The sequence below is a fragment of the Dietzia psychralcaliphila genome (genome assembly GCF_003096095.1).
In the GTDB taxonomy this organism is placed as follows: Bacteria; Actinomycetota; Actinomycetes; order Mycobacteriales; family Mycobacteriaceae; genus Dietzia; species Dietzia psychralcaliphila.
The window spans coordinates 257,948-280,227 of the sequence record NZ_CP015453.1; the positions used below are offsets into that span (position 1 = coordinate 257,948).

18 protein-coding genes are annotated in these 22,280 nt (G+C 69.9%); 11 read left to right on the plus strand and 7 right to left on the minus strand.

Annotation, left to right across the window (positions count from 1 at the left end):
- Positions 1-30: 30 nt before the first annotated feature.
- The 4 genes from fdhD to cysK form a co-directional block, all read right to left on the minus strand.
- Complete coding sequence (fdhD, locus tag A6048_RS01115) at positions 31-852, minus strand: formate dehydrogenase accessory sulfurtransferase FdhD (protein WP_107747854.1); 822 nt, start codon at positions 850-852, stop codon at positions 31-33.
- A 58-nt stretch (positions 853-910) separates the two neighbouring features.
- On the minus strand, positions 911-1,927 hold the full coding sequence (locus A6048_RS01120; RefSeq protein WP_107748080.1) for a zinc-dependent alcohol dehydrogenase family protein: 1,017 nt from the start codon (positions 1,925-1,927) through the stop codon (positions 911-913).
- 180 nt (positions 1,928-2,107) lie between these two features.
- Positions 2,108-2,731 (minus strand): serine O-acetyltransferase EpsC, encoded by a 624-nt coding sequence (epsC, locus tag A6048_RS01125; RefSeq protein WP_107747855.1) that lies wholly within the window; start codon positions 2,729-2,731, stop codon positions 2,108-2,110.
- Positions 2,731-3,666 carry a cysteine synthase A gene (gene cysK / locus A6048_RS01130; RefSeq protein WP_107747856.1) on the minus strand — a complete coding sequence of 312 codons (936 nt, stop codon included), beginning with the start codon at positions 3,664-3,666 and terminating at the stop codon, positions 2,731-2,733. The genes epsC and cysK overlap by 1 nt, the downstream gene beginning before the upstream one ends.
- 174 nt (positions 3,667-3,840) lie before the next feature.
- On the opposite strand from cysK, the gene A6048_RS01135 reads away from it, so the two are divergent.
- Positions 3,841-5,649: an AMP-dependent synthetase/ligase gene (locus tag A6048_RS01135; protein WP_107747857.1), complete on the plus strand. Its 1,809-nt coding sequence runs from the start codon at positions 3,841-3,843 to the stop codon at positions 5,647-5,649.
- Between the two features lie 118 nt (positions 5,650-5,767).
- Here the strand turns inward: A6048_RS01135 and A6048_RS01140 are convergent, their stop codons facing one another.
- Positions 5,768-7,558, minus strand: a complete 1,791-nt coding sequence (locus tag A6048_RS01140; RefSeq protein WP_107747858.1) for an AMP-dependent synthetase/ligase — start codon at positions 7,556-7,558, stop codon at positions 5,768-5,770.
- A gap of 150 nt (positions 7,559-7,708) precedes the next feature.
- Between A6048_RS01140 and A6048_RS01145 the strand changes: the two genes are divergently transcribed.
- The 7 genes from A6048_RS01145 to A6048_RS01175 all read left to right on the plus strand — a co-directional run bounded on the left by A6048_RS01145 (position 7,709) and on the right by A6048_RS01175 (position 16,394).
- A complete protein-coding gene (locus A6048_RS01145; protein WP_107747859.1) occupies positions 7,709-8,920 on the plus strand; it encodes a GAF domain-containing protein in 1,212 nt (403 codons plus the stop codon).
- 257 nt (positions 8,921-9,177) lie between these two features.
- Positions 9,178-10,449 (plus strand): NDMA-dependent methanol dehydrogenase, encoded by a 1,272-nt coding sequence (gene mdo, locus A6048_RS01150; RefSeq protein ID WP_107747860.1) that lies wholly within the window; start codon positions 9,178-9,180, stop codon positions 10,447-10,449.
- 121 nt (positions 10,450-10,570) lie between these two features.
- On the plus strand, positions 10,571-11,644 hold the full coding sequence (locus A6048_RS01155; RefSeq protein WP_067714965.1) for a MadB family AAA-type ATPase: 1,074 nt from the start codon (positions 10,571-10,573) through the stop codon (positions 11,642-11,644).
- On the plus strand, positions 11,641-13,173 hold the full coding sequence (locus tag A6048_RS01160; RefSeq protein WP_107747861.1) for a VWA domain-containing protein: 1,533 nt from the start codon (positions 11,641-11,643) through the stop codon (positions 13,171-13,173). Before A6048_RS01155 ends, A6048_RS01160 begins: the two co-directional genes overlap by 4 nt.
- Before the next feature lie 25 nt (positions 13,174-13,198).
- The gene (locus A6048_RS01165; RefSeq protein ID WP_162845705.1) at positions 13,199-14,362 is read left to right on the plus strand and encodes an iron-containing alcohol dehydrogenase; all 1,164 of its coding nucleotides are present in this window, start codon (positions 13,199-13,201) and stop codon (positions 14,360-14,362) included.
- Positions 14,359-15,726, plus strand: coding sequence for a GAF domain-containing sensor histidine kinase (locus A6048_RS01170; protein WP_107747863.1), 1,368 nt, complete (start codon positions 14,359-14,361; stop codon positions 15,724-15,726). The genes A6048_RS01165 and A6048_RS01170 overlap by 4 nt, the downstream gene beginning before the upstream one ends.
- A complete protein-coding gene (locus A6048_RS01175) occupies positions 15,723-16,394 on the plus strand; it encodes a MadR family response regulator transcription factor (protein ID WP_107747864.1) in 672 nt (223 codons plus the stop codon). Before A6048_RS01170 ends, A6048_RS01175 begins: the two co-directional genes overlap by 4 nt.
- A gap of 120 nt (positions 16,395-16,514) precedes the next feature.
- Here the strand turns inward: A6048_RS01175 and mftM are convergent, their stop codons facing one another.
- Positions 16,515-17,348: a mycofactocin oligosaccharide methyltransferase MftM gene (gene mftM / locus A6048_RS01180; RefSeq protein WP_107747865.1), complete on the minus strand. Its 834-nt coding sequence runs from the start codon at positions 17,346-17,348 to the stop codon at positions 16,515-16,517.
- Positions 17,349-17,562: 214 nt separating this feature from the next.
- On the opposite strand from mftM, the gene exaC reads away from it, so the two are divergent.
- The 3 genes from exaC to A6048_RS01195 all read left to right on the plus strand — a co-directional run bounded on the left by exaC (position 17,563) and on the right by A6048_RS01195 (position 20,466).
- Positions 17,563-19,086 carry an acetaldehyde dehydrogenase ExaC gene (exaC, locus tag A6048_RS01185; RefSeq protein WP_107747866.1) on the plus strand — a complete coding sequence of 508 codons (1,524 nt, stop codon included), beginning with the start codon at positions 17,563-17,565 and terminating at the stop codon, positions 19,084-19,086.
- 80 nt (positions 19,087-19,166) lie between these two features.
- The gene (locus tag A6048_RS01190; protein ID WP_107748081.1) at positions 19,167-19,760 is read left to right on the plus strand and encodes a DUF779 domain-containing protein; all 594 of its coding nucleotides are present in this window, start codon (positions 19,167-19,169) and stop codon (positions 19,758-19,760) included.
- 61 nt (positions 19,761-19,821) lie between these two features.
- Positions 19,822-20,466 (plus strand): HD domain-containing protein, encoded by a 645-nt coding sequence (locus A6048_RS01195; protein ID WP_107747867.1) that lies wholly within the window; start codon positions 19,822-19,824, stop codon positions 20,464-20,466.
- Positions 20,467-20,553: 87 nt separating this feature from the next.
- On the opposite strand, the gene A6048_RS01200 is transcribed toward A6048_RS01195, so the two are convergent.
- Positions 20,554-22,119, minus strand: coding sequence for an FMN-binding glutamate synthase family protein (locus tag A6048_RS01200; RefSeq protein WP_107747868.1), 1,566 nt, complete (start codon positions 22,117-22,119; stop codon positions 20,554-20,556).
- Positions 22,120-22,280 lie beyond the last annotated feature (161 nt).

The following is a 22,280-nucleotide window of genomic DNA, read 5'->3' on the forward strand; positions in this document are numbered from 1 at the left end:
CACGCGGCCCGGTGTGCACGCGGCGGCCGGTCAGCCGTCGACGCGCTCCGGGTGGGTGTAGACCGTCGCGCGGTCACCCCTACTGAACCCGACCAGCGTCACCCCGGTCTCGTCAGCCAGGTCCACGGCCAGCGACGAGGGTGCGCTGACCGCGGAGATCACCGGGATCCCCGCCATCGACGTCTTCTGCACGAGTTCGAACGAGGCCCGGCCGGAGACCTGCAGGATCGTCTCCCGCAACGGGAGTCGGCCCTCGCGCAGCGCCCAGCCCACCACCTTGTCGACCGCGTTGTGCCTGCCCACGTCCTCGCGCAGGCACAGCATGTCGCCGGCGGGGGAGAACAGGGCCGCCGCGTGGACGCCGCCGGTCCTGCCAAAGACGACCTGACCTTCGCGGAGCCGGTCGGGCAGCGAGAGCAGGACCGTCGCCTCGACCAGGGGTGCGGCCGGCTCGGCGGGGAAGTGGGTGGCCTTGCGGACCTCCGCGATCGAGTCGACGCCGCACACCCCGCAGGCGCTGCTCATGGTGGTGGCGCGCGCGGACCGCGGTTCCGGGACGTCGGGCGAGAGGGTCACGGTGAGGGTGTTGTAGTCCTGCTCGGTGCGGCCGCTCGCGGTGGTGCAGTAGCAGATCTCGGGTAGATGGTCACGGTGCCAGATCGCGCCCTCCGACACCAGGTAGCCGGCGGCCAGGTCCATGTCGTCGCCCGGGGTGCGCATCGTGACGAGGTACGGACGTCCGCCGAGGCGGATCTCCAGCGGTTCCTCCACCGCCAGGGTAGCCACCTCACGTCTGGCGTCACTGCCGGCGATGATCCTCCGCGCGGGGTGACGACTGGTCCGTCGTCCCATGGTGCCGAGGTTAGCTGGTGCCAAGAGCAACCGGAGTTCCGGTCAGCCTGTGGACGAGTCAGTTCGTGGACCGGTGGGCCACGCGGAGAACGCCCGCCCCACGGACGTCGCCCGCGTCCAGGTAGGCCAGGGCGTCGGCGGCCTCGTCGAGCCGGTACTCGTGGGTGGTGGGACGGAGGCCGAGGCGCTCGGCCAGGGCGAGGAACTCCTCGCCGTCGGCCCGGGTGTTGCTCTCCACACTGGTCATGGTCTTCTCGTGGAACAGGTGCCGCTGGTAGTCGAGCCGGGGGATGTCGGAGAGGTGGATGCCGGCCACGGCCAGGGTCGCGCCGGGGGCGAGTGCCGCCAGGGCCGCCGGGACGATCTCGCCGGCCGGGGCGAAGAGGATGGCTGCGTCGAGTGGGACCGGGGGTTGCTCGTCAGCGCCCCCTGCCGAGGTCGCCCCGAGTTCGAGTGCCAACCGGCGGGCGCCCTCACCCCGGGTGAGCACGTGGACCTCCGCGCCCTGCGCCAGGGCGAGCTGCGCGGTGAGGTGGGCCGAACCGCCGAAGCCGTAGAGACCCAGCCGTCCGCCCGGCGGGAGCACCGCGCGCTTCAAGGCGCGGTAGCCGATGATGCCCGCACACAGCAGCGGTGCGGCCGAGAGGTCGTCCAACCCGTCGGGCAGGGCGTAGGCGAAGGCTTCGGGAACCGTCGTGAACTCCGCATAACCGCCGTCGGCGTCCCATCCGGTGTAGCGGGACCGGCCGCACAGGTTCTCCCGTCCGGTCCGGCAGGCGTCGCAGCTCCCGCAGGTACTGCGCAACCAGGGGACGCCCACCCGGTCCCCGGTGGCGAATCGGACGCACCCCGGCCCAGATCCGATGACCTCTCCGACGATCTCGTGACCCGGAACCACCCGTGGTCGACGGACGGGGAGGTCGCCGGTGGCCACGTGCAGATCGGTCCGGCACACCCCGCAGGTGAGGACGCGGAGCAGGATCTCGCCCGGTCCGGGCCGGGGCACTGCCAGCTCGACGAGGTCCAGCGGTGATTCAGCCAGTGGCCCCGGCTCGCGGACCACCCAGGCACGCATCGTCGTCATGGCTCCGGTCACCTCGATTCCGGGTGCGGTGACGGCGATCCTATCCCCGCCCGCCGAGCTCGAGCCACCCCCGGATCGCGCGCGAGCAGGCCACGGGGAGGGCCGACGCCGTGACAGAGGCCGAGACCCACCCCGAACACTCGCAGGGGGTGGGTCTCGGATCGCTCGGGATCAGATGTAGATGGCGGGGTCGATGTAGAACTGCGCGTCGCGCAGCTCCTCCTTCGACTCCTTGGCGGGCTTGGCGACGCCCGGGATGCCCACGACGATCGAGTTCGCGGGCGCGTCCTTGACCACCACGGCGTTGGCGCCGACCGAGGAGTCGGAACCGATCTCGACGGGGCCGAGGATCTTGGCCCCGGCGCCGACGGTCACGCGGTCGCCCAGGGTCGGGTGGCGCTTGACGTGCTTGAGCGAGACGCCGCCCAGGGTGACCCCGTGGTAGAGCATGCAGTCGTCACCGATCTCTGCGGTCTCCCCGATGACCACGCCCATGCCGTGGTCGATGAAGAACCGTCGACCGATGGTGGCACCGGGGTGGATCTCGATTCCCGTGAGGAACCGGGTGAACTGGCTCAGGACGCGGGCCGCGAACCGGCCGGCCCCGCCGGCCACCCACAGCCGGTGGGAGAGCCGGTGGGACCAGATCGCGTGCAGGCCGGAGTAGACGATTGCGTTCTCGACATCTCCCCGGGCCGCCGGGTCGTGGGCACGCGCCGCGGCGAGATCCTCGCGCAGGGTGCGCAGGATGCCCGTCGCGGGCGCGTCCGCGTTCGACGGAGTCGGGTCGGTCATCAGTCGCGGTAGTCCTCGAACAGCATGGTGGACACGTAACGCTCGCCGTAGTCGCACACGATCACCACGATGGTCTTGCCGGCGTTCTCCGGGCGCTTGGCCACCTCGAGCGCGGCCCACACGTTGGCACCGGAGGAGATGCCGGCGAGGATGCCCTCCTCGGTGCCGAGACGCTTGGCGATCCGAAGCGAGTCGTCGAGGGTGACGTCGATGACCTCGTCGTAGATGTCCCGGTTGAGGATCTCGGGGACGAAGTTGGCACCGAGACCCTGGATCTTGTGCGGTCCGGCCTTGCCCTCGGTGAGCAGCGGCGAGTCCTTGGGCTCGACGGCCACGATCTGGATGTCCGACTTCTGCTCGCGCAGGTAGCCGCCGGCGCCGGTGATGGTGCCGCCGGTGCCGATGCCGGCGATGAAGATGTCGACCTCGCCGTCGGTGTCCTCCCAGACCTCGGGGCCGCTGGTCCGGCGGTGGACGTCCGGGTTGGCCGGGTTGGCGAACTGCCGGGCGAGGACCGCGTTCTCGCGGGTGGAGGCGACCTCCTCGGCCTTGGCCACGGCGCCCTTCATGCCCTCGGAGCCCGGGGTGAGGATGAGCTCGGCGCCGTAGGCGCGCATGACGGCGCGGCGCTCGACCGACATGGTGTCGGGCATCACGAGGACGGACTTGAAGCCGCGGGCGGAGGCGACCATGGCCAGCGCGATGCCGGTGTTGCCGGAGGTGCCCTCCACGATGGTGCCACCGGGCTTGAGGGCACCCGAGGCGACCGCGTCGTCGATGATCGCGGCGCCGATACGGTCCTTGACGCTGGCGGCCGGGTTGGCGGACTCCAGCTTGGCGAGCACCGTGGCGTGCAGACCGTCGGTCAGGGAGTTGAGGCGGACCAGCGGCGTGTGGCCGATGGTCTCGGTGATGTCGGAGTAGATCTTCGCCATTTGTGGGTTCCGTTCTGAAGAATGAACAGGTCTGTCTATCCGTGAGTGTACGTGATAGGGCGACATGGCACGAGGGTGCGACCAGGGAATGGTCCCCCGATTGCCGCCGGCCCCCGACGGGTCGACAATGGACCGCGCTCCATTTTCGTCGTCGTCCGAAAGGCCGCATCCGGCATGCGCGAGATCACCGTCCCCGCCCAGCGAACCTTCACCCGTTCCGACCTGATCCCGGTGGTGGCGCGAGGGCGCGCCACCACCGAACCACGGGCGGTCCCGTTCGAACACCACGGCGACGGTCGGTGGCGATCCGTCTCCAACGCCGAACTCGTCGAGCGCGTGGACACGATCGCGGCCGGACTCATCGCGGCCGGCGTCGAGCCCGGGGACCGGGTGGCGCTCATGGCCGGAACCCGCCTCGAATGGGTGCTGGTCGACCTCGCCGTCTGGACCGCCGGAGCCATCACCGTGCCGATCTACCCGTCATCCTCCGCAGGGCAGCTCGAGTGGATCCTCGCCGACTCCGCTGCAAAGGTCCTCGTGGCCGAGAACGACGACCACGTCGTCGTCGTCGGAGACACCGACGTCCCCGACACCTGCACCCGGATCCTCTACCTCGACGACGGCGCCCTCGAGACCCTCGCGGCCGACGGTGAGGCCGTCGAGGCCGAGACCCTCGACGCCGCGGTGGCCACCCTCGAACCCGACACCCCCGCCTCGATCATCTACACCTCCGGCACCACCGGACGGCCCAAGGGCTGCGTGATCACCCACCGCAACCTCCTGTCGGAGTGTCACGCGCTGCTCGACCACCCCATCGGGTCGATGGCGCAGCAGGGCAAGAAGGTCCTGATGTTCCTGCCCCTGGCCCACGTGCTCGCCCGCGCCGTGACCTACACCGTCTACCTGGGTGACGCGACCGTCGGCTTCTGGGACGACACGTCCACCATCCTCCCGCGCTTCGCCGATTTCCGGCCGCACATGATCCTCGGGGTCCCACGCGTCTTCGAGAAGGTACGCGACGGGATAGCCACGAAGGCCGCCGCCAAGGGCGCGGTGCAGAGGGGGATCTTCGAGCGCGCCGAGGCGATCGCCATCGAGGACAGCGTGCGGCGCGGCAATGACGGACTGGACGACGCCCGCCGACCCTCGCTCCTGCACACCGTCCGGTACAAGGCGCTCGACCTGCTCGTCTACAAGGCCATACGCGAGGCGCTCGGCGGCCGGTGCGAGTACGCCATCTCCGGCGGCGGCGCCCTGCCCGACCGCATCTCGCACTTCTTCCGCGGAGTCGGCGTGCCCGTCTACGAGGGCTACGGTCTCACCGAGAGCACCGCCGCCGCCACCGTGAACGGCCCCGGTTGCCAGCGCATCGGTACCGTCGGGCGACCCGTGGCCGGGACGAGCGTCCGGATCGCCGACAGTGGAGAGGTGGAACTGGCCGGCGAGCTGATCTTCGACCGCTACTGGAACAACGAGGAGGCCACCGCCGAGGCCCTCCGCGACGGCTGGTTCGCCACCGGTGACCTCGGTTCGCTCGACGGGGACGGATATCTGACGATCACCGGTCGCGCGAAGGAGATCATCGTCACCGCCGGCGGCAAGAACGTCTCGCCGGGGCAGATCGAGGACGCGATCCGGGCGCATCGACTCGTCGGCCACGCGGTCCTCATCGGTGAGGCCCGTAAGTTCGTCTCCGCGCTGATCACGGTGGACGAGGCCGAGCTCGAGAACTGGGCGGCGGAGAACGATCACAGTGGCCGGCCGGCCGAGGACCTGGTCACCGACCCCGAGCTGCGCGCCGAGATCCAGTTCGCCGTGGACCGTGCCAACCGGCAGGTCTCGCACGCCGAGGGCGTCAAGAAGTTCGTCCTACTGCCCCGCGACTTCACCGAGGACTCGGGCGAGTTGACCGCGACCCTCAAGGTCAAGCGGCACGTGATCGCGGACCACTACGCCGGGCAGATCGAGGGCATGTACGCCTGATCTGGCTCGCCCTCGTCGGCCACGGCCTGCCGGGGCGCGTCCGGACGGGTGACGTCCGGATCGGGCGGACACGAGAGCGCCCGGACCCCGTGGGGCCCGGGCGCTACCGGTCGAGGGCTCAGTTGTCGGTGTAGAGAGACTCGATCTCGCTACCGAAACGGTCGTGCACGACGTTGCGCTTGAGCTTGAGCGTCGGGGTGAGCTCGCCGCTCTCCACCGTGAACTCCGCCGCGAGGATCTTGAACTTGCGGATGGACTCGGCGCGGGAGACCGACTTGTTGGCCTGGTCCACGGCGTCCTGGATGGCGCCCACCAGCTCGCCGTCCTGCAGCAGGTCCTTCACCTCGCCGGTCTTGCCGTGCTTGTCGCGCCACGCCGGGAAGGTCTCCGAGTCGACGGTGATCAGGGCCGCGATGTAGTTGCGGTTGTCGCCCACCACGACCGCCTGGCTGATCAGCGGATCGGCCGAGAGCAGGTCCTCCATCTGGGACGGTGAGACGTTCTTGCCGCCGGCGGTGACGATGAGGTCCTTCTTGCGGCCGGTGATCGACAGGTAGCCGTCGGAGTCGAGCTCGCCGATGTCGCCGGTGTGGTACCACTCGCCGGTCCAGGAGTCCTCGTTGGCCTGCGGGTTCTGCCAGTAGCCCTTGAAAAGGGTCTTGGCCTTGGCGAGGATCTCGCCGTCGTCGGCGATCTGGATTGTGACGCCCGGGATCGGTCGACCGACGGTGCCGATCTTCGCCTGACCGATCGGGTTGACGGTGAGCACGCCCGAGGACTCGGTGAGGCCGTAGCCCTCCAGGAGGTCGAAGCCGGCGCCACGGTAGAAGTGGCCGAGACGGGCGCCCAGGGGGCCACCACCGGAGATGATGCGGTTGCACTCGCCGCCCAGGGCCTCGTGCAACTTCGAGTAGACGAGCTTGGAGAACAGCTTCTGCTTGAGCGCCAGGCCCGCGGACGGCTTTCCGCCACCCTCGATGGCCGTGGAGTAGTCGATCGCGGTCTGCACGGCGGCCTTGAAGATCTTGGCCTTGGCGCCGCCGGCGGCCTCGGCCTTGCCCGCGGCGGAGTTGTAGACCTTCTCCAGCACGCGCGGGACCGACACGAGGAAGGTCGGGTGGATCTCGGACAGTCGCTCGACGACCTTGGTCGTGTCGGGCTCGTGGGCCACGGCGACGCGCTTGTAGAAGCAGGCCACCTCGAGGATGCGGGCCAGCACGTGGGCCAGCGGGAGGAAGATCAGGGTGCGGCTGTTGGGGACGAACGCGTCCTTGAGCTGCTCCTCGACCGCCATCACGACGCCGGCGAACCCGCCGTGCAGGATTTCGCAGCCCTTGGGGTTGCCCGTCGTGCCGGAGGTGTAGATGATGGCGCACCGGTCCTCGTGGCCCGTCGCCAGCGAGGCCTGCTCCACCTGCTCGTCGGTGATGTCGGCGCCCGCGGCGGTGAGCTGGGCGATCAGGTCGTTGTCGATGACCATGATGTCGCCGTTCCATTCGGTGCCGGACGTGAGCACCTCGCGGAGTTCGAGGTCCTCGACCACGGCGAAGGACGCGCCGGAGTCGGTGAGGATCCAGTCGCACTGGCCCGACGAGGAGGTCTCGTAGATCGGCACGGTCACGGCACCGACGGCCCAGGAGGCCCACGCGATGAGCGACCACTCGTAGCGGGTGTGGCTCATGATGGCCAGGCGGTCACCGGGCTTGACGCCCCGGGCGATGAGACCCTTGGCGACCCCCTTGACCTCCTTCAGGTACTGGGCGCAGGTGACCTCTTTCCAGTCGGTCCCGACGAGCCGCAGTACAGCGACGTCGTTCGGGGCCTCCTCCGCGTTCTTGAACACGAGCCGGCCGAGGTTCTCGACAGGGAAGGGCTTGGTTACCGGAGGGGTGGCGAACTCGGTCGTCATTGCGATCCTTAGGTCATGTGTGGCCTGTATCACTGGCAAGTGTAGAGGGTTGTCCGCCGTCCGTGTTCAGCACGGTCTATTTAGATCCGTTTATGAGGGGCGCATCAGGTTCGTGATCCTCGTTACTGTGATACGGGTTACACTGGCGCCATGTTCGGGGGTACGGGACCCGCGGCGAGCCTGCTGGTGGCCGAGTCGTGGGAGCGCAGCAGGCACCGGGGGATCGACCCCACGGTGGTCGCGCCGTCGGTCGAACTGGAGGGTCCGGACCTCTCCCGCCACGTGGCGCAGCACCGGATGGCGTCAGTCCTCCCGGTGGTCGAGTCCGTCCTCGTCCCGGGGGTGGTCTCCAGCGGGCACATCGTCGCCGTCGCGGACGAGCGGGGACGACTGCTGCGGGTGATCGGTGACCGCGGGGTCAGGTCCCGCGCGGAGTCCATGGCGTTCATCCCCGGCGCGGTCTGGACGGACGAGGCGGTCGGGGCCAACGCGCCGGGGCTCGCGCTGAGGCACGACACCGAGGTGCGGGTCCGCGGATCCGAGCACTATCTCGAGATGGCCCACGAATGGAGTTGTGCGGCGGCGCCGGTCCACGACCCCGCGACGGGTGAACTGATCGGGCTCATCGACGTCACCGGCCCGAGCAGCGCCACCTCGGACCAGATGCTCGCGCTGATCCGGGCGACGGTGATGCTCGCCGAGGGCGAGCTGCGCACGGCCGCCGGCCTCGTCGTCCCCCGGCGAGGCGGGGTCGACCGCCCCCTCGGAGGGCGTGTGAGGCTGCGGGTGCTCGGTGCGGGGGCCGGCGTCCTCGACGGGGACGGCCCGGGAGGTGCGGGGCGTGCCCTGACCGGCAGGCATGCCGAGATCTGTGTCCTGCTCGACGCAAATCCGGAGGGGTTGACGGGAGGGGCGCTCGCGGAACTGCTCGCCGACGACAGGCTCGACGAGGTCAGCGTCCGCGCCGAGGTCTCCCGCCTCCGGCGGGTGTTCGGGCCGGATGTGGTGACCTCGAGGCCCTACCGCCTGGCCCCGGGCGCTCTGGTCACCGACGTCCGAGAGGTCACGGACGCACTCGGTTCCGGGGACGTGATGAAGGCGGTGGCCTCCTATCCGGGACCGATCCTGCCGGCCTCGGACGCTCCCGGGGTGGCCGACCTGCGGCTCGAGCTCCACTCGATGGTGCGGGCCGCGGTCCTGTCCGCTGATCGGCTCCCCGTCCTCAGGGCCTGGGTCGCCGGCGCCGGGCGGGAGGACCTCGCCGCGTGGCGGAGCCTGGCCCGGTCCCGGTACGCGGACGCCTCCACCGTCGCAGCGGCCGAGGCGCGGTGTCGCGTCCTCGATCGGCGCTTCGGGGCGTGAGGGGCGCGGGGATCGCGACGGCGACGGTGGCCTGAATGTCGGAGACGAATCGGCCCGGTCCCGTCATGTCGGGGACGAATCGGCCCGGGCCCGTCCGTTCGGGTAGGTGCGGCGGTGCCATCCGGGCTGTCCGTGTGTGCCGGGTGGACAGAACACCGCAGTAGCTGTTCCGGACAGGGCGGCCGCCGGGCAAGAGTGATCGGTGTCACATTCACCGCCCCGCCGAAGGTGGGGGTCGCTCGAGCAGGAGGCGCACGATGGCGATCGAACTGAATCAGATCTGGGACATGCCGATCAAGGAGTTCCACCCTCTCCCCAAGGCTCTGCTGGGTGTCGGAGCACACGACATCCTCGGCGTGGAGGCCAAGAAGCTGGGGATGACCCGGGTTCTCATCATGACCACCGGACTACGCGGGTCGGGGATCATCGAGGAGCTCAAGGGCAAGATCGAGTACCAGGGGCTCGACGTCGTGGTCTTTGACAAGGTCGAGTCCAACCCCAAGGACTACAACGTCATGGACGCCGCGGCCCTCTACAACTCGGAGAAGTGCGACGGCATCATCTCGGTGGGCGGTGGCTCCAGCCACGACGCCGCCAAGGGCGCGCGCGTGGTGATCGCCCACGACGGCCGCGACATCAACGAGTTCCAGGGCTTCTCCAAGTCCACCAACTTCGAGAACCCGCCGCACATCGCGGTGTCCACCACGGCGGGGACCGGTGCGGAGACCTCGTGGGCCTACGTGATCACCGACACCTCGGACATGGACCACCCGCACAAGTGGGTCGCGTTCGACGACGCCAGCCTGGTCTCGCTGGCGATGGACGACCCGCTCCTCTACTACTCCTGCCCCCAGCACTTCACCGCCTACTGCGGCTTCGACGTCCTCGCGCACTGTTCGGAGCCGTACGTCTCGCGGCTCGACTTCGCCCCGTCGCTGGGCAATGCGTTGTACGCGACCAAACTCGTGGCGGAGAACCTCACGACAGCCGTGTACGACCCCCGCAACCTCGAGGCGCGGACCGGGATGATGAACGCGCAGTACATCGCGACGCAGGCGTTCAACTCGGGCGGCCTGGGCATGATCCACTCGATGTCCCACGCGATCAGCGCCTACTACGACACGCACCACGGTCTGAACAACGCGATCGCCCTGCCCCGGGTGTGGGAGTACAACCTGCCGTCCCGCTACCAGCGCTACGCCGAACTCGCGCCGCAGATGGGCGTGGACACCCGCAACATGACGACCGTCCAGGCCGCCGACGCCGCGGTGGAGGCCGCCATCCGGTTGTCCAAGGACGTCGGTATCCCCGACAACTTCAGTCAGATCACGCCCGGGCTGTACGAGAAGAACCAGATGGACACGGGCAAGTACAAGGGCAAGGGCGACAGGATCGACACCTCGGCGGAGAACATCCGCAGGATCGCCGAACACATGATGGGGGACGCGTGCACCCCGGGTAACCCGCGTGAGTCCACGGTCGAGTCACTGATCCCGATGGTCGAACACGCGATGACCGGTTCGTACTGACCGTCTCGCACCGGCAGGTCGCACGAACCCCACCAGGTCCTCCCCGGGGGCGGGCGAGCGGATCCGACCCGCGCGCCCCCCGGGGGGACACCACCATCCAGAACACGGGAAGGGCCCGACCATGGACGTCATCGACGATCGCCCCGACGAGGTGGGTCCCGCGGACGCGGTGATCGACGTGGAGGTCCTGCAGGAGGCGCTCCGCGGGACGGGCTACATCATCGACCGGGAACTCGCGACGGTCGTACACCTGGCGACGGTCCTCGACAGGCCACTGCTGCTAGAGGGGCCGGCCGGTGTGGGCAAGACCGAGCTGGCCAAGTCGCTCGCCTCCGCGTTCGGTCGGCGGCTGGTCCGGCTGCAGTGCTACGAGGGACTCGACGACGCCCGGGCACTGTACGAGTGGGACTACGCCAAGCAGTTGCTCCACGTCCAGATGCTCCGGGATCGGATCACGGTGGAACTGCAGGTGCACGAGGATCTCGCCGCCGCCTCTGCCGCGCTGGCGGAGATGGAGGTGGGGATCCACGGTGAGGACTTCCTGGTCACCCGGCCGCTGCTCGAGGCGATCATGTCCGAGGACCCGGTGGTCCTGCTCATCGACGAGATCGACCGGACGGAGGAGTCGCTCGAGGCGATGCTGCTCGAGGTGCTCGCGGAGAAACAGGTGACGATCCCGGAGCTCGGCACCTACCGCGCACGCACCACCCCCTGGGTGATCCTCACCTCGAACGACACCCGGGAGCTGTCGAGTGCCCTCAAGCGCCGGTGCCTGCACTTCCACGTGGACTTCCCGGACGCCGCACGGGAGACGGAGATCGTCCGATCCCGCGCACCGGAGGTTCCGGAGACCGTGGCGGCCGATGTGGTGGAGAAGGCGCGGCGACTGCGCGAGATGCCGCTGCGCAAGCCTCCGTCGATCTCCGAGGTGGTGGACGCGGCCCGCGCCGCGTCGGTGTGGGGAGGAGACGGTCCGGAGCTCGGCTGGGTCCTGTCCGCCGCCCTTCTGAAGTACCGGTCCGACGACGATGTCGCCCGCGGCGTGCTCGGCGGTGGGGGCGCCCCCGGTGAGGAGCCGGCAGGGAACGGGCGGGACATGAGGGCGGCCGCCGATGCGACCGGGGCGTCGACCTCCGCCGCGTTCGGGGCCGGTCGGGCCCGCAGCGGGGCCGGGCGCGGGACCGGACGGCGATGACGACCGGGACGGCGTCCCGCCTCTCGCCCTCGGACGTCCTCGACATCGCCTCCGTGGCGTTCGGCCGACTCCTCAGGGAGCGCGAGGTGGCGGTCTCCCCGGCCGAGGTGGTGGAGCTGCGGACGGTGCTCGCGCTGATCGGGACGTCCCGGCCCGAGGCCCTGCGGGCGGCGCTCCGTGCGGTGACGGTCAAGTACCAGCGGGAGAACCGGGGATTCGACGCGGTGTTCGACCGCTTCTTCCTGGGCGTGCTGACCACCCGTACCGAGGACGCCGGAGGGGCCCACGGCGGCGCCCCGCAGGTGGGCGGACTGCCCGACGAACTGGAGCTGGACACGGACGAGTCCTCGCCCTCCACCCCGTCGGACCTGAACCCGGCCGAGATCGGGGATCTGGTCGAGGGAGACGAGACGAGCCGGCGGAACGAGGACATGCACTACGACGACTCAGACTTCTCGACCGCGACCGGGGAGGAGGACCTCGCGGTCCAGGAGGGGGCGGAGCGGTGGCAGTCCTCGGTCACCTACGAGATCGAGGTGGACCGCGCGTCATCGGACCATGTCGGCGAGATGGGGTCCTCCGCGATCTCGGTGTCCGGTGAGGAGTCGTTGGAATGGGCGGACGCGCTCGACGTCCTGCGGACCCTCGACGGCTACGACGCCCGTCAGGTGTATGCGGCGCACGGTGACGACGGCGGAGATCTGAGAGGCGAGCAGGCGGGGATGTTCGTCGACGCGGTGGTCGCGTTCCTGAAGAGCCTCCCGGAGGACGCCACCGACGGACGTGACGACGACGACGAGGTCCGGGGTGGCCGGGAGGTGACCGACAGCGCCGACCTCGAACGCGCGTCCCACGAGGTGATGCGCCGCATCCGTGGCGCCCCCCGCCGACGATCGCGACCGTTCGCCGGCGGACTGCTCGATTCTCGCTCCACGTTGCGTCGGGCGTGGGGGACGGACGGCGAGGCGTTCACCATCATGAACCGGACCCGCGTCCCCGGTCCGCTCAAGCTGCTGATCCTGGTCGACGTGTCGCTCTCGGTCCGGCCCGTCACCGGCTTCGTCCTGCGGCTGGCCCAGAGCCTGCACCAGAAGGTCAACCGGTGTTCGGTCGTCGCCTTTGTCGACCGACCCGTCGACGTGACGGACCACCTCCTGTCGTCGTCCGGCGAGAACGCGTTGGCGACCGTCCTGTCCGCACCCGGACTGGATCTCGAGGCGAGCAGCGACTACGGCCGGATGTTCGCCGAGCTGCTCGACCGCCACGGCGACCTGATCGACGCCCGGACCTCGGTCCTCATCGTGGGTGACGGGCGGAGCAACGGGCTCGATCCGCGGGAGGACCTGGTGGGCCGCATCAGCAGGCGGGCCCACCGGATGGCGTGGATCACCCCGGAGGCCCGGAGGTACTGGAACCGGCCCGCGTGCGGACTGAGCGCGTATGCGCGATACCTGGACGGGGTGGTGACCGCGCGCGACCCCGCGGAACTGTCCGAACGGGCAGGTCTGCTGGGAAGCTCGCTCGCCTGAGATGCCCCGGGCCTATCGTGAGGTCATGTCGTCGGAAGGCCGGGTGGCGAAGTTCCACGCGCCGGAGATCCTCTTCGGCTTCGGAGCCCTGCCCGAGGCCGCGACCGCCGCCATGGGGCTGGGCGCACGTCGCCCCCTCGTCGTCACCGATCCGTGGCTCGAACTCACCCCGTGGCCGGGCACGGTCGTCGAGGGACTGAGGGCACAGGGTGCCGAGCCGGTCGTGTGGTCCGACGTCCGCCCCAACCCGCGCGCGTCCCAGATCCTCGAGGGCGCGCAGACCTATCACTCCTCGGGGTGCGACGTGATCGTGGCGGTGGGCGGCGGCTCGGTGATCGACGCCGCCAAGGGGGTCGCGCTCGTCGTCTCCAACGGCGGGCACGTCCTCGAGTACGAGGGGGTCGACCGTGTCCGGCTGCCGCTGCCCCCGGTGGTGGCCGTGCCGACGACAGCGGGCAGTGGGGCCGACGTCTCGCAGTTCTGCGTGGTCAACGACTCGGACCGCCGGACCAAGGTGACCATCGTGAGTCGGTCGCTGGTGCCGGACGTGACGGTCATCGACCCGAGTACCCATGCGACCGTCCCCGAGGACGTGGGGGCGGCGACCGCGATCGACGTGCTCTCGCACGGGGTGGAGGCGTACTTCTCGCGCGCGGCGGGCCCGCTGACGGACTCCCACGCCCTGCGGTCCGTGGAGCTGTGCGCGCGGTCGCTCGACAGGCTCGCGGCCGGCGAGAGGCTCAGTCACGTGCAGCTGGAGGACATGGCGCTGGCGTCGCTCGAGGCGGGGATGGCGTTCAGCAACGCCGTGCTGGGGGCGGTCCACGCGATGAGCCACCCGGTGGGCGGGCGGTACGACTCGTCCCACGGCCAGATCAACGGGGTCCTGCTGTCCCATGTCGTCCGACACAACGGGGTGGTGATGCCTCCGGACCGCATGGCCGGCCTGGCGCGCGCGGCCGGCGTCACCGTCGGTTCCCGGGGCGGCCAGGTGACGGACCGGGTCGCGGACCGCTTCCGGGACCTCTCCGCGTCGGTCGGGATCCCGTCGGGACTCACGCTCCTGGGAGTCCGGGGCGAGGACATCCCCACGTTGGCCGCGCACGCGCTCGACGATCTCTGCATGGCCACGAATCCGCGTCCCGTCACCCTCGAGGACGTCGAACGACTCTATCGGGAGGCGTCATGACCGAGGGGCCCACGGACCTGGACTCCCTCCTCGGCCTGCGGTCGGTCAAGAGGAGTTTCTTCGACCAGTACCGTGCGGCCGAATCGCGGCTGCGACGTTCCATGCACGCACTCGATCGCGTCTCCGGGGCGCTGGTGCGGACCGCCGAGGGGCCCGAGGAGTTGATGCTGTCCGTCCTCAGGGTCGCGTACGACCAGCTCGACGCCCAGTGGGCGCTGGTGGCCCTCCGGGACGGTCAGCTCCCGTCCGTCGAACCACGGCACGTCCTCGTGGACCCCGAGGGGCGCTTCGTGGCGTTCGAGGGGCGGGATCTCGCGCCGGTGCCGGACGGTCTGCCCAAGGGTGTGGTCAACGTCCTGCTCGCGGTGCTCCGGGGCGGCCGCTCCGCCGAGGTGGCCGAGGCCGGCGGCCCCGACGCGGTGACCGTGCCGCTGATCCTGCACGGCGGGGTGATCGGCGGGCTGGCGTCGTGGCGCCACCCCGGGAGACCGGCCGATGACATCGACACCGTGGTCCTGCGGATCCTCGCCGCGCAGGCGGCCGTGGCCCTGCACAACTCCGTCCTGTTCCGGGACAAGGAGACGCTGCTCGCGCGGGCGGAGGAAGCGTACGAGGAGGCCCGGGGGCACGTGGTGGAGCTGTCCCGGCGGAACTCCGAACTCGAGATCGCCCACCGGGAGCTCGACGCCGCGCATCGCCAGCGGATCCTCGACGTGGAACGGTCGCGGATGGCCCGGGAACTCCACGACAGCGTGTCCCAGCTCGTCCTCGGCGCGGGGATGCATCTCCAACTCGGCCTCGACGCGGTGGGACGGGCCGAGCAGCAGCGGCCGCTGCTCGAGAAGGCGGTGCATCTGACCGACCAGGCCGTCGAACAGTTGCGGTCAGTGATCTACGCCCTCCGCACGATCGACGACGGTGACGGGAGCCTGAGTCGGCTGATCGAGGATCTCTGTCGTCTCCACGTCCCGTCGAGCATGTCCACCGAGGTCAGGGTCCTCGGCAGCGAGTTCCCCACGACCCACGAGATCGAGCACGAGTTGCTCCGGATCGCCGGTGAGGCGCTCGCGAACGCCGCGAGACACTCGCGGGGGGACGGCGTGGTGGTGACCCTGGACTTCAGTGACGAGGCCGTGGGCCTGACCGTGGAGGACGACGGCGAGGGCCGGCCGGAGGACCTGCGCTACCTGCTCGAGGCCGCCCGGACCGGGTCCCCCGACGAGCGCCACGGGCTGGTCAACATGAGGGAGAGGGCGGAACTGGTGGGGGGCGTGATGAGCATCGCGGAGTCCGAGCTGGGCGGGGTGGCGATCACGGTGGTGGCGCCCCGCGTCGACGGTGCGGACCGGCGGCCGGTCCGATGACCCCGTCGGCAGCCGGCCCCATGACCCCACCGGCGACGATCCGCACCGTCCTGGTGGACGATCACGCGGTCCTCCGCGAAGGGCTGCGGCTGATGCTGCAGCGGGAACCCGATATCGAGGTGGTCGGGGAGGCGTCAACCGCGGACTCGGCGCTGGAGGTCATCAGCTCGACCCGCCCGGACGTCGCGGTGATCGACCTCAAACTCGGGAGCGGCTCCGAACTCGACGGACTGCGGGTCTGTGCAGCGGTCCGGGACCTGTTCCCCGACGTCGCCCCGCTGGTGCTCACCACCTTCCTCGACAAGGCGATAGTCGTGCGTGCGGTCCGGGCCGGAGCACGTGGGTACGTGGTCAAGAACGTGGATGTCACCGAGCTGGTGACCGCCGTCCGGTCGGTGTCGTCGGGGCAGAGCGCCTTCGACACCCGGACCGCGTCGATGGTGCTCGACGCTCTCAAGGGCGGGGGCTCGGCGTCCGAGGCCCTGTCGGCCCGGGAGATCGAGGTCCTGACGCTGCTGGCGGAGGGGATGTCGAACAAGGAGATCGGTCAGGCCCTGTTCATCTCGGCCACCACCGCCAAGTTCCACATCAGCAACATACTGCGCAAACTCAAGGTCTCCCGGCGTGCCGAGGCGGTGTACGTGGCCAGTCGGCAGGGGTTGCTCTGACCGCCGCCGCCACCGCCACCGACCGTGCGGCCCGACGAGAAGAGCGTTCCGCACACCCTCTTCTCGGCAATCGTGTGCGGAACGCTCTTGGCGATGGGCCGATGGGGCGGGGCCGGCGGGTCATTTGTCCACCACGAGCCACCCTCCGTGGTGCTGGTCGACCCGGGTCCGCACCCCGCGGGGCCAACTGTGACCCAGCATCTCTATCCGCGTGGCGAGTGCCGTCAGTGTGGGGATGTCGAAGGTCCGGACATGCCCGTACTGTGCCACCGCCACCGCCTCGAAGGGGACGGCGATCACCAGGCGGCGTCGCGCCAGACGGAGGGCTTCGCGGACCACGTCCCAGCCGGCGTCCTCGTCGAGGTGCTCGAGGACGTGGACGAGGTAGACGGTGTCCGCGGTGTCCGTCGCCAAGGGGGTCGTCCGCGCGTCGAGACAGACGGGGGTCGGCAGGATGTCACCGGCCGGTGCGCAGGTCCGGAGCAGCCTGAGGACGGTGGGATCCAGATCTGCCGCGATGGTCCCGGCCCCCTCCCGTGAGAGCCGCAGGGACAGGAACCCGAAGCAACACCCGATCTCCAGCGCCGAGTCGCCGACCAACTCCGCCACCGCCCGGTCGTGGACCGGGGAGAACGGACAGTGGCCGTTTGTCAGTGCTGCGATCGAGGACCGGTAGTAGTCGGACCAGCACTCCTGCCAGCTCCCGTCCCGGGAGGTCACGAGCGCGGTCACGGCCCGGTGGAACTCGTCCACGGTGTGGAGGACCCCGGTGTCGAGCAGGTCGCGGGACATGGCCGGGATCACCGCCTCGCTCACCTCGTCGTGGCTGAGGTCGTGCCCGATCCGTACCCGATGGGCGTCGGCCACGACGGTGAACGCCCCGAAGCGTCGGCCCGGTCCGCCCCGGATCGCGGAAATCTCTCGGGTCGCCCCGGGTCTCGCGGTGGTCTCCATGGGGGCTGACGGTAGGGCGGTCGGGACGTCCGCGGCGAGGGGATGCGGTGGATTCCGGCAGGTCGAACGGGTGGGGGCCTGTCCGGTCGGGCAGTGCCCGCACGGAGTCGGACGGAATCGTCCGTCGTGCAACGTTGCTGCAACCCTGCCGCAATTAGTGTCCTACATCACAGCGACGACCACGGGGGTCGCGCGGAGGAGAAGGAGGGGCACGATGCCCGTTTTCGCACAGCCCGGCGCCGATGGTTCGGTGATGTCCTACGAGAGCCGCTACGAGCACTACATCGGCGGCGAGTGGGTGGCACCCGTCAAGGGCGAGTACTTCGAGAACGTCACCCCGATCACCGGTCAGGTCTTCTGCGAGGTCGGCCGCGGCACCTCCGAGGACATCGAGGCGGCCCTGGACGCCGCGTGGGCCGCCGCCCCGGCCTGGAACGCCACCTCCGCCGCCGAGCGCTCGCTGGTCCTGCTCCGGATCGCCGACCGCATGGAGGAGAACCTCGAGGCCATCGCCCTGGCCGAATCGTGGGACAACGGCAAGCCGATCCGCGAGTGTCTGGCGGCCGACATCCCGCTGGCGATCGATCACTTCCGCTACTTCGCCGGGTGTATCCGCGCGCAGGAGGGCGGGATCTCGCAGATCGACGAGGACACGGTGGCGTACCACTTCCACGAGCCCCTCGGCGTGGTCGGCCAGATCATCCCGTGGAACTTCCCGGTCCTCATGGCGGTGTGGAAGCTCGCCCCGGCACTGGCCGCGGGCAACTGCGTGGTGCTCAAGCCGGCCGAGCAGACCCCGGCGTCGATCCTGTTCCTGCTGTCGGTGATCGGTGACCTCATCCCGCCCGGCGTGCTCAACGTGGTCAACGGCTTCGGCACCGAGGCGGGCAAGCCCCTGGCCTCCAACCCGAGGATCCGCAAGGTCGCCTTCACCGGCGAGACCACCACCGGGCGCCTGATCATGCAGTACGCCTCGGAGAACCTCATCCCGGTGACACTCGAGTTGGGCGGCAAGAGCCCCAACATCTTCTTCGAGGACGTCATGGACGCCGACGACGATTTCCGTCAGGCCGCGCTCGAGGGCTTCGCGATGTTCGGCCTCAACCAGGGCGAGGTGTGCACCTGCCCCTCGCGCGCGCTGGTCCAGAGGTCGGTCTTCGACGAGTTCTCCGAGCTCGCGATCGAGCGCACCAACAAGATCACCCAGGGCAACCCCCTGGACACCGACACCATGCTCGGTGCTCAGGCCTCTAACGACCAGCTGGAGAAGATCCTGTCCTACATCGACATCGGCAAGCAGGAGGGCGCGGACGTGCTCACCGGTGGCGGGCGGGCGGAACTCGACGGCGACCTCGCGGGCGGCTTCTACGTGCAGCCCACGGTGTTCCGCGGCCACAACAAGATGCGGCTGTTCCAGGAGGAGATCTTCGGTCCGGTGCTCAGCTTGAGCTCGTTCACCGACTTCGACGACGCCATGATGATCGCCAACGACACGCTCTACGGCCTGGGCGCCGGCGTGTGGTCGCGCAACGGCACCACCGCCTACCGGGCGGGCCGCACCATCCAGGCCGGCCGGGTGTGGACCAACACCTACCACCAGTACCCGGCCCACGCGGCGTTCGGCGGCTACAAGCAGTCCGGCATCGGACGCGAGAACCATCGCATGATGCTCGACCACTACCAGCAGACCAAGTGCCTGTTGGTGAGCTACTCGGGCAAGCCGCAGGGCTTCTTCTGAGCCGGACCGGGCGACGACAGGGTTGACTGGCCGACGAGTCGAATGGCCGCGGAAATGACCGACAGCAGGGAGGGATGACGATGGACGACGTGTGCGGGCTGCCCTCGGGCGGGAACGTGCCCATCGCGGCGCGGGCTGTGCCGCCGGAGGGTGCACCGCCCGGTCTCCCGCCGCGCGTCGTGGTCACCGAACCGGCTGCCGAGTTGATCCGTGAACTCGTCGGCCGACACGGACCGGTGATGTTCCACCAGTCGGGCGGGTGCTGCGACGGTTCGGCGCCCATGTGTTACCCCGACGGGGAGTTCCGGGTCGGTCAGCGCGACATCCTGGTGGGAGAGGTGGATCTCGCTCTGGGCGATCGTGCCGGCGGCGATCGTGCCGACGGCGATCGGGTCGGCGACGGCCCCGGCGCCCCACCGGGCGACGACGACGAGGAGCTCTCGTCCTCCTCGTCGTCGTCGCCCCGGTTTCGCGTGTGGATCTCGGGCTCACAGTTCGAGACCTGGAAGCACACGCAGTTGGTGTTGGACGCGGTCCCGGGCCGGGGCTCGGGGTTCAGTCTCGAGAACCCGACCGGCCGTCGGTTCCTGTCCCGGGCCCGGATGTTCGACGCGCAGGAGCAGGAGGCGTTGGCGGCGTTCCCGCCGCGCACGGGCGCGGACCTGGACGTCTAGGTACGTTCACGCAGTTCACGATTCACGCAGTTGAGACGGGGTCCGGCGGTAGCATCGGAACATGGATACCGACCGTCCGGCAGCCGCTGACCCCCTCGACTCCGAGGTCGAGTTCCTCACGCCCGAGTTGCGATCGGATCTGCTCGAGAGGTGGAACGAACCGCAGCGCCGCTACCACAACGAGACGCATCTGCGCGCGGTGCTCCGTGCGGTGGACGCGCTGGAGGCGGACGGTGAGGCGTTCGACGGGACCGCGGTCCGGCTGGCCGCCTGGTTCCACACCGCGGTGTTCGACCCGACGGAATCGGAGAACAACGACAAGTCGGCGGCGTTCACCGAGAAGGCGCTCGACCCGGCCGCCCCTGTCGACGAGGTGGCGCGACTGGTGCGGCTGATGGGCGGGCACCGGGTCGAGGCCGGGGACCTCAACGGTGCGGTCCTCTCGGACGCCGACCTCGCGGTCCTGGGGTCGGACCCGGAAACCTACGACACCTATACACATGACGTCCGCCACGAGTTCGCGCACGTGCCGGGCGAGCGGTTCGTGGCCGGGCGGATCGCCTCCCTGGAGGGGCTGCTCGAGCGGAAGTCGGTATTCCGGACCAGGGCCGGGCGCGACGCGTGGGAGAAGCAGGCGCACGCCAACCTCAACCGCGAACTGGGGCTGCTCAGGGCCGGCATCGCCGAGGGGGAGGACGCCGGCTGACCGGATACGGCTAGCGGATACCTCTGTCTGCATACCGGCTGGATGGATACCTGTCGGTTGGATACCGGCCGGTCAGGCGACGGGCGATCAGATGCCGGGCGGCGTGTAGGCGGCGGTGTGTTCGGCGGCACCGCTGGCGATCATGATGTCGGTGATCTGGCGGATGTCGGCCCGGCCGGGCAGGCCCCACCCCGACTGATAGCCGTAGATCTCCGCGAGAGTCGTCGACTCCCGGGTGCCGTTGGCCAGTTCCACGTCCTCGGGCCCGATCAGTGACGGGTGGGGAACGCCGACGGCGCCGGAGATCTTGACGAGGTCCCGCCGCAGTGACCGGATGTAGGCCGCGCACCGCACGGCCTTGTCGGTGGGGTCCACGCCGCGGACGAGCCACGGGTTCTGGGTGGCCACGCCGGTGGGGCAGCGGTCGGTGTGGCACTTCTGCGCCTGGATGCAGCCGATCGAGAGCATGGCCTCGCGACCGACGCTGATCATGTCCACACCGAGTGCGAACGCGACCGCCGCGTTCTCGGGGATGCCCAGCTTGCCGGAACCGACAAAGACCACGTCGTCGGTGAGCCCGGCCTCGGCGAAGACCCGATACACGCGGGAGAAGCCCAGCCGGAAGGGCAGGGACACCGCGTCGGTGAAGACCAGTGGGGCGGCACCGGTACCGCCCTCGCCGCCGTCGATGGTGATGAAGTCGACGCCGCGCTCCCGCGTCACCATCGCCGAGGCGAGCTGCTCCCAGAAGCCCAGCTCGCCGACCGCGGACTTGATGCCCACCGGCAGCCCGGTGTGCTCGGCGATCTCCTCGACCAGGTCGAGCATGGAATCGACGTCGTGGAAGGCGGTGTGCCGGGAGGGGCTCGCGCAGTCCCGGTCGGTGGGGATGCCGCGGATGCGCCCGATCTCCGTGGTGACCTTGGCCGCGGGCAGCAGACCACCGAGCCCGGGTTTGGCTCCCTGGCTGAGCTTGATCTCGATCGCCCTGATCGGGTGCTTCTCGGTGAGGGCGACCAGTGAGCCCAGGTCGAAACGGCCTTCTGCGTCGCGTACCCCGAAGTAGGCAGTCCCGATCTGGAAGACCAGGTCACCGCCCTTCTGGTGGTACGGGCTCAGGCCGCCCTCGCCCGTGTTGTGCAGTGCACCCGCGAGCGAGGCGCCGCGGTTGAGGGCCTCAACCGCCGGGGCCGACAGGGCGCCGTAGCTCATCCCGGAGATCGACACCAGGGACTCGGGGCGGAACGCGCGGGCCCGGCCGCGGGCGGCGCCGAGGACCTTGGCCGGGGGCAACTGGAGTTGCTCGGCCGAGTGCGGCTGGGCGGACACCGTCACCCCGGTGAACGTGCGCGGCTTGACGATCGGGTAGCCCTCGAGGAATTCGACGTTGTTGTCCGTGCCGAATCCGAACGTGGTGGCCCGTCCCTCCGCCGATTCGTAGACCCAGGCACGTTGGTCGCGGGTGAACGGCCGCTCCTCGTTGTTGCCCGCCACGATGTACTGGCGCAGTTCGGGGCCGATGGAACTCAGGGCCATGCGTGCGTGCCCGAGAACGGGGAACGTCCGCAGGATCGGGTACCTGGTCTGTCGCATGTCCGCGGCCGCGACGGCGGCCAGTGCGGCGACGGGGGCGCCGAGGAGCCACTTGCGCATGTCGACCTCCGGGGTCTGTCGGTGTCCCCATCATGGCCCACCCGGTGCCTCGCGTGCCCGTGGACCGGCGAGCGCACAGCTGCAGGCCGAGTGGGTTCCGCGGGCCGATCGGACGAGCGTCGGCGTCCACAGGCGGGGCCGCGGGTCTACAGTGGCCCCAC